Consider the following 13,406-nt stretch of genomic DNA (forward strand, 5'->3'; position numbering starts at 1 on the left):
TTCTGCTACAATGCCACGCTGTATAGGTGTTCGATCCTCTACTTCGCTGTACGCCCCTTTATCGATCCGATAGGCTCTGTTCCTTTTGTCTTCTCATCACACTACACATTGCCCATATGTTATCATCCAGTCGCGTATTTTGAAATGTGGTATTTTAACTATTTAAGGTGGACAATATTGCAGTTCATATAAGAAAAAGGAACATCAGCTTGTCGCCAATGTCCCTTTTTATCTTAGTCACTTATTTCATTCATAATAAAAATGCTTGTAACCGCAAATTATCAAGCTTTTTTAGCTACTGCGCTCCGTCTTCGTAGAAGCTCCATTCGCTCCAATAATAATGGATGGTAAAATAGCGAACTGTAGTGATTATTTATTCATTTTAAATTGCAGGAATAGCTCATTGTAATGCACGAGCATCTTTTTACCCAAATTATCGAACACCTCAAGGCGCTTCAGCACTTGCTTGGACGGATAAAAGCGCTCGTCACTGGAAATGTCCTCCGGTAGCAGCTTGAGTGCCGCATCATTCGGTGTTGCATAGCCGACATACTCGGCATTTTGCGCTGCTACCTCCGGGTTCATCATAAAGTTAATGAACTTATGCGCACCATCTATATTGGCTGCTGTCTTCGGAATAACCATATTATCAAACCATAGATTCGAGCCCTGATCCGGTACGACATAATCCAGATCCGGGTTCTGATCCATAATTTCCGAGGCATCGCCAGAGAACACCAGTCCAGCCGCCGCTTCATTGTTAGCCAGCAGCATTTTGATCTCGTCACCGACGATTGCTTTCACGTTGGGCGTTAGCTTTTTCAGCTTCGCAAGCGCCGCCTGTAGATGCTGGTCGTTCGTATCATTGAGCGAGTAACCAAGACTGCTCAGCGACATGCCCAGCACCTCACGCGCACCATCGGTTAGCAACACATTGTTGTGCAGTGATGGATTCCATAGATCATCCCAGCTATGGAATTTCAGATTCGTCAGCTTCGGATTATATACAATGCCGAGCGTTCCCCAGAAATACGGAGCTGAGTATTTGTTTTCTGGATCAAAGGATAGATTAAGAAACGATGGATCGATATTTTTCAAATTTGGCAGCTTGCTGTGATCCAGTGGAATAAGCAGGTTCTCCTCACGCATCTTGGAGATCGCATAATCGGATGGAATTGCCACATCAAAGGTCGTTCCACCCTGCTCGATCTTGGTCAGCATCGCTTCATTCGAATCAAATGTCTGGTAAATGACCGTAATGCCCGTTTCCTCCTGAAACTTGGTCAGCAGCTCGGGATCGATATAATCGCCCCAGTTATAGATCGTCAGCGTATTACTACCTGCATAGCCCTGACTCACATTCAGACGGTTCGCCACGAGCATGAGCAGCAGTGCTACCGCAATAATCACGATAAAGGTACGACTGATCGCTTTCATCTTATCTTGGCACCCCCATTTCAGCAGCCGGCTCATGCTTGCGACTGCGTCCCTGCGAACGGCGTGTGATCATATAATAGCCAACCACGAGCGCAGTCGTGAACAGGAAAATGAGCGTGGACAGCGCATTGATCGATAGCGATACACCCTGCCTTGCACGGGAGTAAATTTCGACCGATAGCGTAGAATAACCATTCCCAGTCACGAAGAACGTCACCGCAAAGTCATCCAGCGAATACGTGAACGCCATAAAGAATCCAGCAAAAATACCGGGCTTAATAAACGGTAAAATAACCTTGCTCAGCACATCACGACGACTGGCACCTAGATCGCGCGCCGCATCGATCAGCGTCGGACTCATTTCCTGCAAGCGCGGTAAAATCATCAGCACGGTAATCGGAATACTGAACGCAATATGCGAGATCAGCACCGAGGCAAAGCCCAGCTTGATGCCAACAATCGTGAACAAGATCAAGAACGACGCACCGATGATAACGTCCGGGCTAACGATCAACACATTGTTCAGCGACAACACCGCATCCTTGAGACGACGGCGACGAATCCGATCAATCGCCAGCGCACCGATAATACCGATCATCGTCGCGATTGTAGACGACAGCAGCGCGATCACCAGCGTATTAATCAAAATAATCATCAGGCGTGTATCCTGAAATACCTCACCATACCATTTCCATGTAAAGCCTTCAAACTGATGCATATTGTCCGCACTGTTGAACGAGTAGTACATCAAATACAGAATCGGCGCATACAGCACCGCAAAGACGAGCACCAGATACACATTGCCCCAGCGACCCTTATTTGCCATGACGCACCTCCTGTCCGAAGCCGCCGCTAAGCAGCATCAACAGTGCCATCGCAATGATCAGCACCACCGCTACCGTGGAGCCCATACCCCAATCCTGCGTAACAAGAAAGTGCTGCTCGATCGCCGTACCGAGCGTGATCACCTTATTGCCTGCGATCAGACGCGTAATCATAAATAGCGACAGCGACGGAATGAATACCGCCATACAGCCAGATTTGACCCCCGAGATCGTCAACGGAAAAATAACACGCTGGAACGTCGTCCAGCCCGAAGCACCCAGATCACGTGCTGCCGACACGAGCGATGGATTCATTTCCTCCAGCGCATTGTAGATCGGCAAAATCATAAATGGCACAAAAATATACACCGATACAAATACAAAGCTGAACGAATTAAACAGCAATTGTTGCTGTCCTACACCAATCGTTTCCAAAAAGGCATTGATCGGCCCATACGTACCAAAAATCCCGATAAACGCATACGTTTTCAGCAGTAGATTAATCCATGTCGGCAAAATAATCAGCAAAATCCACAGCTGCCGATGCTTCGTCCGTGTCAGCCAGTATGCCGCCGGATACGCGATCAACAGCGAGAACAGCGTCACCAGAAACGCATACCAGAACGAGCTGAGCGTCATCTGCAAATAGACCGGAGTGAAGAATGTACGGTAATTTTGCAGTGTAAACTGTCCATCTACATCAAAAAAGGAATAATACCCGACCAGCACCACAGGCGCTACGACGAACAGAACGATCCATACGTAGTAGGGCAGCATATAAATCGCGCGCGTATTAGCTTGCATGGTCGCCGCCCTCCCCGTAGCCCTCCAGACGGCGGTCGAAATCTTCCTCGCTCTCACCGAATCTCATAACGTGGATTGCTTCTGGATCAAAGTCCAGTCCGATACGACTTCCCGGCTCCGCCTTGCGAGTCGAATGCACCAACCATTCCTGACCGGAATCGTCATAACAGCTAATCTCATAATGCACACCACGGAACAGCTGCGTATCGACACGCACCTGTAGCTTGCCTTTTTCTTCTGTCGTCAGCTCCAGATCCTCTGGACGAATAACGATCTCTACATTTTCATTCGGACGCAGCCCGGCATCAACGCACTGGAACTGCTTGCCGTTGAACTCGACCAGATAATCCTCGATCATACGTGCAGGCACGATATTCGACTCCCCGATAAAGTCCGCTACAAAGCGGTTGATCGGCTCATCATAGATATCATTCGGCGTACCACTTTGCTCGATTTTGCCCTTGTTCATGACGAAAATATAATCCGACATCGCCAGCGCTTCCTCCTGATCATGCGTAACGAAGACGAACGTAATGCCCAGACGCTGCTGAATTTCGCGCAGCTCGTATTGCATTTCCGTACGCAGCTTCAGATCGAGCGCAGACAGCGGCTCATCCAGCAGCAGCACTTCCGGCTCGTTCACGAGCGCACGCGCAATCGCGACACGCTGACGCTGACCGCCGGACATTTCCGAGATCGCACGCTTGCCGTAGCCTTCCAGATTGACGAATTTCAGCGCTTCCTGCACCTTCGTCTCGATCGCGTCCTTTTTCATCTTTTTGACACGTAGCCCGAATGCTACATTTTCAAATACATTTAGATGAGGGAACAGCGCATAATCCTGAAATACCGTGTTCACCTGACGCTTGTTGGCAGGCACCTTGTTAATCACCTTGCCATTAAAATGAATATCGCCACCACTTGGCTCCGTAAAGCCAGCGATCATTCGCAAAATCGTCGTTTTTCCGCAGCCTGACGGCCCGAGCAGTGTATAGAACTTCCCACGCTCAATCTCGAAATCAATATGCTCCAGCACCTGCGTGCCATCATCATAACGCTTGCTTACTCCGTCAAAGCGGATAATGTTGTTGTCGCTCATAACAGCCTCCTTTTGGCATCCGGATTCTCTGACGACGGCCAGCCTGCCGCTCTCCGGTGCACCGTTTCCGTTTCCTTGCTTCACTGCTAATACTAGCAGCCCGCTACAACCTGCTTCATCGCCCATACCTTCACACTTAAAGATGAAGCACAATCCTTACCTCTACGATTCACAATCTACATATGTCATAGCCAGTCATCCTGTCATGAACGATTCCAAGCCTATCGTTACACGTACATTAACCAGCATAGATAACTGTAAAAGGTACATTTGCTATTATAACGTTTGAAATCTGTAGAAAACACCCTGTTTTTCAGCATTTTTCGTAAAATATAGTTCATTTCCACAAGCATCCATGTGCAAATTGCCATACACCCAATACAAAGACGCGCCACTCTTCATATGATAACGTAAACGTAACAACCAAACCGCTCACCCTGTGGCTTGCCACCCATTTGCCCAACCTATCTTCATTGCACTGCCTACAAACCAATCGAATAAGGTACAATATATACAGCTATATATACAGTTATAGAAACAGGTAGAGGTAGAGATATAGATGCAGATACAGAACACCAATCAAAAACCAAACCTTACCTTATCACTAACTATTAAACTACACACGATCTGTATCACTAACTGCATATAACCTGCTTCACCAGCATATTAACCTGTCAGTACATTGCACACTTTATGGCTGTATGCCCTTTTAAATGTTCATCTCTACAATCCAAGCAGTAATCTCTACCACCTTCTAAATAACACAATTTGCTCATATCACCATCAACGAAAGAACAGATGTTAAACCTACTGCTCCACCCCCTAACCTATGAGATGATACACAGCCATGTTTATGGAAAAATGATGTAGACCGCACGGAACGAAGGGAAGGAAATAAGGGGAAAGGACGACTTACAGTGTTAGCGATTTCCTAACACGGGGTTCAATGAAAAGTGATTTTTGCGGAAGCAAAATATCTTACTGCTTTGGAGGGGCGGGAATCTTCATTCCTTCCTCATCCAAAAGATTCCCGCGGCTCCACTGAGTCCGTCCCCTTATTCCTTCCCGAAGTGGCTTCTGCACCACACCAAAAGCTCGCGATATACATCATCTCATATCCCAACCACCATATTAAAAGGAGTCCTGCCCATGGAACATCTTATTCATGCCCCTCTACACGACATTCAAATCAGCGGCATCCGCAAAATCGCTACCGCTGCCGCACGCTATCCTGATGCGCTAGCACTCACGCTCGGTCAACCCGACTTCCCTACACCAGCCCATATTATTGAAGCAGCCGAGCAGGCGATGCAGCAGGGGAAAACGGTGTACACGCCCAATGCAGGCATTCCAGCACTGCGCCGAGCCGCTGCTGACTTCGTACGCACTCGCTATGGACAGTCATATGATATGGACACCGAGGTCATCGTTACCGTTGGTGCCAGTCAGGCGCTGGATGTGGCGCTACGCACGATTTTGTCACCGGGCGATGAGGTTATTTTGCCAGGCCCGATCTATCCCGGCTATGAGCCACTCATTCGCTTAGCTGGTGGTATTCCAGTCTATGTAGACACACGTAGTACAGGCTTCAAGCTCACAGCAGAGCTGCTCGAGCCGCATCTGTCGCCGCGTACAAAGGCAGTCGCGATTGGTTATCCATCTAATCCAACTGGACGCGTACTGGGCGAGCAGGAGCTGCAAGGACTGGCAGACTTACTGCGCGATCGTGAGCTATTCGTGATCTCGGATGAAATTTACAGCGAGCTCATTTACGATGAACCGCATCGCTCCATCTCTCTGCTGCCAGGCATGCGAGAGAAAACGATTGTGATCAACGGACTATCCAAGTCGCATTCGATGACCGGCTGGCGAATCGGCTTTACCTTTGCGCCAGCATGGCTTAGCGCTCATATGCTCAAGGTGCATCAGTATAATGTATCCTGCGCCAGCTCGATCAGCCAGTTTGCCGCTGTTGAGGCATTAACCCATGGTATCGATGATGCCCTCCCAATGCGTGAAGCATATCGTGAACGGCGCGATTATGTGTATGATCGCTTGCTTGCGATGGGTCTGCCGCTGGAGAAGCCAGAGGGCGCCTTTTATCTATTCCCGTCCATTGCGCATCTGGGCATTCCATCGATGGAATTTGCAATGCGATTGCTGGAGGAAGCACGCGTAGCTGTCGTGCCGGGCGATGCTTTTTCGATCTATGGCGAAGGCTATATTCGCCTATCCTATGCCTATGCGATGCCCGTATTAGAGCAATCGCTGGATCGACTGGAGCAGTTTATCCAGCAGCTCACTCGCTAAACGAACCTAACCAAGTAGACACCCTAACTCAAGTGCTATGTCTCATCGCTTCTTATCCTCATATGATGAGACATAGCCTCCTCTTTTCCGCACAACGAACCACCTACTACTCCGTGTCCATCAGCAATATGAATCTTTTTCTATATTTTCTGAAAAATTTCATAAATGGTAATGCTTTATCTAATTAACTTTTTCATCTGCTCTCTAAATTGATACGATGGCTTGCCGATAATACTTGTATACAACCAAGCTACAGCGAAAAATGGAGGAGTCTAATGAAAAATCTAAAGCACGTATTGTTTAACCCTTCTCTCGGACGCAAGCTCATGCTGTCCTTCTGCGCTGTTCTTATCGCGGCACTTGTTACATCAAGTCTCGTCTCTTATGCCATTGCGAAGCGTACACTTAGTAATGAGCTTATCGGGAGCGCTACACTAAGCTCCAATACGCTTAGTTCTGTCGTAGATAACGATATGCAGCGTAATATAGATGCTGTTGATTACTTTGCTAAAGCGATCACCGAGCAAAGCTACAGCGATCAAGCGGAGCTGCTGGAGCAGCTACGTACGTATGACAAAGCAAGCTCTAACTTGGAAGGTATCTATGTAGGTACGAATCAAGGCGTATTTTACACTTCTTCCGACAAGCCTAATCCGCCCGGCTACGATCCAAGGCAGCGTCCGTGGTACAAGCTAGCAGAGGCTAATCCAGGCAAAGCCGTCATTACCCCTCCTTATGTATCGTCATCGACCCAGCAAATGACCGTGACTATAGCCAAACAAACCGATGATAATAGCGGTGTGGTCGGTCTTGACCTGAGTATCGCTTCATTGTTACAGATCACCTCCACCGTCAAAATCGGTGAAAAAGGCTATGCCTTCATTATCGCACCAGATGGCACGTACATTTCACATCCGACGATTGCTGCCGGACAGACGAATGACATTGCCAAGCGCATCATTGCCGAAAATAAAGAGCAAGGTCAATTTAGCTACGTATTTGAAGGTCAAGATAAACAACTCAGCTACGTAACCAGTCCAATCACCGGCTGGAAGCTAGTCGGCAACTTTAACCAGAGTGAAATCCAGGAAAAGGTTAGTCCTGTTCTGTATCAAACGCTTATCGTACTCGTTATCGCGCTCATCGTAGGCGGCATCGTAGTATGGCTGATCACACGTTCGATCAGCAAACGGATGAATCGTATCGTCGATGTCGCTCATGCGATCAGTCAGGGTGATCTCACTCGCTCCGTACAGGATCGCAGTCGTGATGAGCTTGGCAAATTATCCGTTGCCTTTAACGATATGAATCGCTCGCTCAGCTCGCTGGTCGGCTCCATTCAGGATACAGTCAGTGATGTAGTGGCAAGCTCCGAAGAACTGACCGCTAGCTCGGAGCAGACCAGTCGCGCAACCGAGCAGATTACAGAGGCGATCGAGCAATTTTCCGGTGGTAGCGACCGTCAGAATACGCATATTAGCCAGAGCGCACATCAATTGAGCGAGGTCGCTGGCTTCCTGAATCAAGTCCAGCAGCATTCCGGCTCCCTGCTCGGTCTATCCCAAACGTCTACACAGATGGCAGACAGCGGCGATCAGCTCGTACGCCGCACCGTATCCCAGATCGAGCAAATCGATCATGCCGTCAACGAAGCATATGGCGTAGTGAATGGTCTGTCGCATAAGTCTTCACAAATTAGCGATATTCTAAAAACGATCAATACGATCGCCGAGCAAACGAATCTGCTCTCCCTGAACGCTGCGATCGAAGCGGCACGTGCCGGTGAAGCAGGTAAAGGCTTTAGCGTCGTTGCAGGTGAGGTGAAAAAGCTCGCCGAGCAATCGCATCAATCGGCAGGTCATATCGAAGGCTTGCTACAGGATATTATTAGTGAAATCAACGAATCGATCTCTACCTTTGATCGAATTCACCAATCCGTTGGAGAAGGTCTGAGTGGCGTACAGCAATCCGCAGACCAGTTCCAGCAGCTGAAGTCGAACGCTCACCATATTTCCTCCAGTTTGCAGGAAATGAACACATTGATCAGCGATGTGAGCAACAACGCTGACGATGTAGCGCAATCTGTAGCCGAAGTGAGTGATATTGCTGGTAAAAATGCTGGAAACATGCACGATATCGCCGCCTCTGCGGAGGAGCAACTCGCGTCGATGGAAGAGATCAGCTCGTCTGCCCAATCCCTGTCCAAGCTGGCAGAGGATTTACAGAAGGAGATCGAACACTTCAAGATTGGGGAGTAAAGCATGTTATGCTAACGTTCTTACCTTTTCCACTTTATGTACAATAGATTGGATTGGCTGATAGAATGCATGATACCAAGTACGACTTGAGGCTCCATGTCGATGAGGAGTATTTCAGAAGATCGCTTTATATTAGTGATCGCTTCATTCATGCAATTCAGCTTACTTGTTGCAGCTATTGTGCAGCCTATTCCTCTCTAAACAAGCATCATAAATAAAAATTTTCAGCCTTCCTTTGCTGCCTTATGTGTAGCTATCAGGAAGGCTGTTTTTTTGCTACCCATTGTTAGTGTTATGTCAGCGGAAAGCGCTTATGACGAAAGCGGCATATCGATGATTTTCAGGCTTCATTATCACCATGCCATTCTCGCTTCTATGCTAGCTGACTATTTGTTGCAGCAACAATCTTTCGGGTTATATACACAACGAAAGCTGTTAAATACTGGTTACAAAGGAGCGAACATCATGGCAAAAGCGTTAGCGACTCACGAAATGCTGGAAGTTCACGAGCTGCTCATTTTCAAAACATCATGTGTGACCAAAGCAATGGCAATGCGCGAGCTGGTAAAAGATGAAGACCTGCGCAAAATTATCGATGAGGACATTCAGGAATCGACCAAAGCAATCGAAGACCTGCGTTCTATTCTGGAAAAACAACAATAAGGAGGGATTCACGATGGCTGCAAATAACATGACCAAAGAAATGCTCGTCAATGCAACGGCTCCGCTAGATGATCTGGCAATCGCTACCGATCTGCTCATGTCTGCTAAGGCAGGCGTTCGCAACTATGCGGTAGCACTAACCGAGACGGCTACACCAGGAGTGCGCCGTACGCTGAAGGCCCAACTGCAAAAGGCGATTGATCTACATGAGAAAATCGCAACCTATATGATCGAGAATGAGATGTATCATGCTTACAATATTGAAGAGCAGGTGAAGCATGATCTGGTGAAAGCAGATACGGCGTTGGAGCTGATTAAGAGTAAGTCCTAATTGTGCTGGGGTGGTGCTTGTCGTAAGCATATGATCGTAAGCATGGAACCGGTGCTTGGGATATGTGTAAATTCATATTGTGCTAGGGCGACTACTACTGCGGGAAGGAATAAGGGAACGGACTCAGGTGGAGCCGCGGGAATCTACTGGATTGGGAATGAAGGTAGATTCCCGCCCCTCCTCAGAGGTAAGATATTTTGCTACGCAAAAATCACTTTTCATTGAACCCCGTGTTAGAAAATCGCTAACACTGTAAGTCATCCTTTTCCCTTATTTCCTTCCCTTCGTTCCTCCCTTGTCGCAGTATATGAGATTACTTACATTCGCTGCTCAATTCAGTGTACTATGTGAGGCTGCACTGCTATCCGATAATTGAATATTGTTTTGAACGCAGATAAAAGCCGGATCGCTCCATTTAAGCGATCCGGCTTTTATCTGTTGAGATATTTGTATTAATTTTTCAAGCCTGAATACGAAGAAACCCGCACCAATTAAAACGGATATCTTGCCTACAAGCCTCGTTACTTCGACAGCTCCAGAAAGCCTTCGCCAAATACATCGCGTACATCATGGATGGTGATAAACGCATTCGGATCTTCTTTACGAACGATCTTCTTCAGCACCGACACTTCCTGCTTACTGATCACGATATATAGCACTTCCTTCGGCGTTTTGGTGTAATAGCCATGTCCGGACAGTACAGTTACGCCACGATCCATCACGGTAATGACCTTTTCTGCAATCGCATCCTGATGCGAGGAGATGATCGTCACCGCCTTTTTTGGATTCAAACCCTCGATAATAAAGTCCATCACCTTTGTACCGATATATAGTGCGATAATCGTCAGCATCAGACGCTCTGGCCCGATAATGAACAATGACGAGAATGCTACGATCAGATCAAAGAACAGCAGTCCATAGCTAATATTCCAGTCCAGATACTTATGCGTAATGCGTGCCAGAATCGCAGTACCTGCGGTCGTACCGCCTGCACGGATAATCAGGCCCAAACCTACACCTACGAGCACACCTGCGAACACAGCATTCACGACAATCTCGTTAGACTCAATTCGCCAGCCCTCCGTCAGATGCAGGAAGAGCGAGTTCAGTGCGACCGCAATAATCGTGTACACGATACTCGTTTTATCCAAAAACCTATACCCGATCAGAATCAAAAAAGAGTTAATGACGAGGTTAACAAGCCCTGGTGACCACTGGAATAAATAGTACAAAATAATCGTAACCCCGGTTACGCCACCTTCACCGAGATTGTTCGGAATAATAAATAGATTGACCGCCAGCGCGAACAGAAAGGCGCCGACAGTTAGCAATATCATATCGTAAATACGTTTTTTCATTCACCCATACTCCTTCTATAGTTACCTTCCCAATGGGAGTTGTTATGAACATGCTACAATGCTGTTTGTATAGATCATGGTCTCTATCTTTTGTTACCTCTATGCGCATCATGTACGCACACGGCGATAGAGCCCATTCATTAATTACTATATAAATATCAAGCGACTATCGTTTTCATCCTTATCTATCGCTATAGAGCTGCCCACCCATCTGGTACTGTCATACAGCATATATACAGTATTCCTTCTAGTATGCCTGCTCTAGATCACGAGAGGATGAAATCTTTGTAAAGCGCGAGAAAACAACGCCAAACGCCAAAAATCAGCGAATTCGGCAAGAAACATAGCAAAATAGCCCCATTTCCATCCTTACCCGCCAAATGAGTATTTTAAGCCCCGTCTTGCAGCAAGTCAAAGCTTTTTTCCTATCCTTTGCCCATTCATTTCATTGCCTGATTAACGTAAAAAAGCGCGCTGTTACATGAACATGCAGCGCATCTTATGAATATAAAGTAAATGTGCAAATGATTCTTTTTATAGGAAAGTCGAAAATTATTTTCTCTATTCCAGACTAAATAGTCTATTTATTATTGACTATTTAGTCTGGAATAATTATATTTGTATACATAAGCTCTGCAGAGCCGATCATGTAGATGTCTATTTTGATTGTACGGCCATTTGAATAACAAATAAAATGGCTATCCGTGTATGTATAGTACAAACCAAGTGTATGCGCCACATGGTTTTAATGATCAAATGCTTTGTTATCAAGGTTCACCATTCTCATTACAAAGTGAGGTTACCGTTATGAATTCTTCTACTAATCAAACGTCAATTGCTACGCTTCAGCAACAGCAAGAAAAGGCCGCAGTTTTGATGAATCGTTTTACTACACTATTGCTAGAGCAAAAGCGTGAGGAATGGCTCGATTTATTCGATGAAAAGGTCATATTTGAGTTTCCGTATGTACGTCCTGCGGACGCTAATCGTGTAGAAGGGAAGCAGGCGCTGGCAGAGCATATGCGCTATTTTGATACGATCATCGCTATGAAATCCATGTCAGAGCCGCTCATTCATCAGACCCTACAACCACATGTATTTATCGCACAATTTCAAGGACGTGGACAATTGCTCCAAACAGGACAGGTGTATGATCAGAACTACATTTCGGTCATTGAGGTAAAGGATGGACGAATCATTCGTTATGAGGATTATTGGAACCCACTCGCTGTGACAGTCGATTAAAAATATTGGAACATAAAGGAGGATGAACATGAACTCTGAGCCTATTTCATATCATACAGATGCCGATAAAGACACGACGACACTCCCAGGCCCTATACCATCTACGATTCTACTAACCGCTGGCAATGGTAAAACATCACTGCGGATCGCAGAGCAATTGCACGCACGTAACTATCATGTACGGAATGGGGTTCGTAGACCGAACCAATCTACAGAGACAGAACGCGAGGAAATCTATTTTGATTGGTACGATACGGACAGTTATGCAGCGGCACTGGAAGGCATGCAGGCGGTATATCTGGTCGCTCCAACAATGGATTTACAGCCAGAACGTGTGATGAATCCATTTATCGAGCAGGCATTAGCGTTAGGAATACGCCGATTCGTGTTGCTGTCCAGTGCCTCTATTGCTGAAAATGGTCCCTTAATGGGCAAGGTTCATCATTTTCTGAATCAGCATGCACCAGAATGGGCAGCGTTACAACCATCTTATTTTATGCAGAATTTCACGGAAGTCGCTCATGCGGAAACCATTCGTACAGTCGGCAAGATCATTACTGCCACAGGCGACGGCAAAATCGGCTTTGTCGATGCAGATGATATCGCTGCTGTTGCCGCACGTCTGCTGACCGATACCATTCCAGCCAATCGAGGCTATATGATTACCGGGCCAGAATCGCTTAGCTACGCCGAAGCCGCAGCGATTATTAGCAATGTCATTGGTAAAATGGTTGTACACCAATCGATCAGTGAGCAAGAGCTGCGAGACCATATGATTGCTGCGGGGATGGATGCCACCTATGCTAGCGCACTTGCGGGTCTGGATACTGCGATTCGCTTGCAAGGTATCGAGGATCAGGTATCAAATACGGTACAGGAGGTTACAGGTAAGCCTCCGCGTTCACTTCGACAATTCATGATGGACGAGATGAATAAGGTAATCCAGCCTGCTAACGCTGCTCCACCATCTAATTAAGTACAAGCATTTACTTTAAACGGATAGCTCTCCTGCACGCCACAAATACTCATAACAGATCAACACGAGTTCAAAGTGTGGCGGAGTAAAGCTTAACACTA

The 13,406-nt window shown here is 46.8% G+C and carries 11 protein-coding genes; 6 read left to right on the top strand and 5 right to left on the bottom strand.

The window, feature by feature from the left end; all coding sequences use genetic code 11:
• Window positions 1-369: 369 nt before the first annotated feature.
• The 4 genes from SK066_RS21920 to SK066_RS21935 are packed head-to-tail and all read right to left on the bottom strand — an operon-like array spanning window position 370 to window position 4,164.
• Entirely contained in the window at window positions 370-1,437 is a 1,068-nt protein-coding gene (locus SK066_RS21920) for an ABC transporter substrate-binding protein (protein ID WP_320543009.1), read from the bottom strand.
• Window position 1,438: 1 nt separating this feature from the next.
• Entirely contained in the window at window positions 1,439-2,263 is an 825-nt protein-coding gene (locus tag SK066_RS21925; RefSeq protein WP_188775879.1) for an ABC transporter permease, read from the bottom strand.
• The gene (locus SK066_RS21930) at window positions 2,253-3,065 is read right to left on the bottom strand and encodes an ABC transporter permease (RefSeq protein ID WP_320543010.1); all 813 of its coding nucleotides are present in this window, start codon (window positions 3,063-3,065) and stop codon (window positions 2,253-2,255) included. Before SK066_RS21930 ends, SK066_RS21925 begins: the two co-directional genes overlap by 11 nt.
• Window positions 3,055-4,164 (bottom strand): ABC transporter ATP-binding protein, encoded by a 1,110-nt coding sequence (locus SK066_RS21935; RefSeq protein WP_188775881.1) that lies wholly within the window; start codon window positions 4,162-4,164, stop codon window positions 3,055-3,057. Before SK066_RS21935 ends, SK066_RS21930 begins: the two co-directional genes overlap by 11 nt.
• A gap of 1,149 nt (window positions 4,165-5,313) precedes the next feature.
• Between SK066_RS21935 and SK066_RS21940 the strand changes: the two genes are divergently transcribed.
• The 4 genes from SK066_RS21940 (at window position 5,314) to SK066_RS21955 (ending at window position 9,726) form a co-directional block, all read left to right on the top strand.
• Entirely contained in the window at window positions 5,314-6,474 is a 1,161-nt protein-coding gene (locus tag SK066_RS21940; RefSeq protein ID WP_320543011.1) for an aminotransferase A, read from the top strand.
• A 275-nt stretch (window positions 6,475-6,749) separates the two neighbouring features.
• Complete coding sequence (locus SK066_RS21945) at window positions 6,750-8,732, top strand: methyl-accepting chemotaxis protein (RefSeq protein WP_320543012.1); 1,983 nt, start codon at window positions 6,750-6,752, stop codon at window positions 8,730-8,732.
• Between the two features lie 465 nt (window positions 8,733-9,197).
• Window positions 9,198-9,395, top strand: a complete 198-nt coding sequence (locus SK066_RS21950) for a spore coat protein (RefSeq protein ID WP_320543013.1) — start codon at window positions 9,198-9,200, stop codon at window positions 9,393-9,395.
• Window positions 9,396-9,408: 13 nt separating this feature from the next.
• Window positions 9,409-9,726, top strand: coding sequence for a spore coat protein (locus SK066_RS21955; protein ID WP_320543014.1), 318 nt, complete (start codon window positions 9,409-9,411; stop codon window positions 9,724-9,726).
• Between the two features lie 521 nt (window positions 9,727-10,247).
• Here SK066_RS21955 and SK066_RS21960 read toward each other — a convergent pair.
• Complete coding sequence (locus SK066_RS21960) at window positions 10,248-11,084, bottom strand: YitT family protein (protein WP_320543015.1); 837 nt, start codon at window positions 11,082-11,084, stop codon at window positions 10,248-10,250.
• An 807-nt stretch (window positions 11,085-11,891) separates the two neighbouring features.
• On the opposite strand from SK066_RS21960, the gene SK066_RS21965 reads away from it, so the two are divergent.
• Both SK066_RS21965 and SK066_RS21970 read left to right on the top strand, forming a co-directional pair.
• Window positions 11,892-12,329 carry a nuclear transport factor 2 family protein gene (locus SK066_RS21965; RefSeq protein ID WP_320543016.1) on the top strand — a complete coding sequence of 146 codons (438 nt, stop codon included), beginning with the start codon at window positions 11,892-11,894 and terminating at the stop codon, window positions 12,327-12,329.
• Window positions 12,330-12,357: 28 nt separating this feature from the next.
• Window positions 12,358-13,305 carry an NAD(P)H-binding protein gene (locus tag SK066_RS21970; RefSeq protein WP_320543017.1) on the top strand — a complete coding sequence of 316 codons (948 nt, stop codon included), beginning with the start codon at window positions 12,358-12,360 and terminating at the stop codon, window positions 13,303-13,305.
• Window positions 13,306-13,406 lie beyond the last annotated feature (101 nt).

The sequence above is a fragment of the Paenibacillus hunanensis genome, from assembly GCF_034055775.1.
GTDB classification, from domain to species: domain Bacteria; phylum Bacillota; class Bacilli; order Paenibacillales; family Paenibacillaceae; genus Saccharibacillus; species Saccharibacillus hunanensis.

Excerpts from the sequence above, each read along its gene's own strand:
- SK066_RS21920 (WP_320543009.1), bottom strand. The coding sequence starts at position 1,437 with ATGAAAGCGATCAGTCGTACCTTTATCGTGATTATTGCGGTAGCACTG.
- SK066_RS21925 (WP_188775879.1), bottom strand. The coding sequence starts at position 2,263 with ATGGCAAATAAGGGTCGCTGGGGCAATGTGTATCTGGTGCTCGTCTTT.
- SK066_RS21930 (WP_320543010.1), bottom strand. The coding sequence starts at position 3,065 with ATGCAAGCTAATACGCGCGCGATTTATATGCTGCCCTACTACGTATGG.
- SK066_RS21935 (WP_188775881.1), bottom strand. The coding sequence starts at position 4,164 with ATGAGCGACAACAACATTATCCGCTTTGACGGAGTAAGCAAGCGTTAT.
- SK066_RS21940 (WP_320543011.1), top strand. The coding sequence starts at position 5,314 with ATGGAACATCTTATTCATGCCCCTCTACACGACATTCAAATCAGCGGC.
- SK066_RS21945 (WP_320543012.1), top strand. The coding sequence starts at position 6,750 with ATGAAAAATCTAAAGCACGTATTGTTTAACCCTTCTCTCGGACGCAAG.
- SK066_RS21950 (WP_320543013.1), top strand. The coding sequence starts at position 9,198 with ATGGCAAAAGCGTTAGCGACTCACGAAATGCTGGAAGTTCACGAGCTG.
- SK066_RS21955 (WP_320543014.1), top strand. The coding sequence starts at position 9,409 with ATGGCTGCAAATAACATGACCAAAGAAATGCTCGTCAATGCAACGGCT.
- SK066_RS21960 (WP_320543015.1), bottom strand. The coding sequence starts at position 11,084 with ATGAAAAAACGTATTTACGATATGATATTGCTAACTGTCGGCGCCTTT.
- SK066_RS21965 (WP_320543016.1), top strand. The coding sequence starts at position 11,892 with ATGAATTCTTCTACTAATCAAACGTCAATTGCTACGCTTCAGCAACAG.
- SK066_RS21970 (WP_320543017.1), top strand. The coding sequence starts at position 12,358 with ATGAACTCTGAGCCTATTTCATATCATACAGATGCCGATAAAGACACG.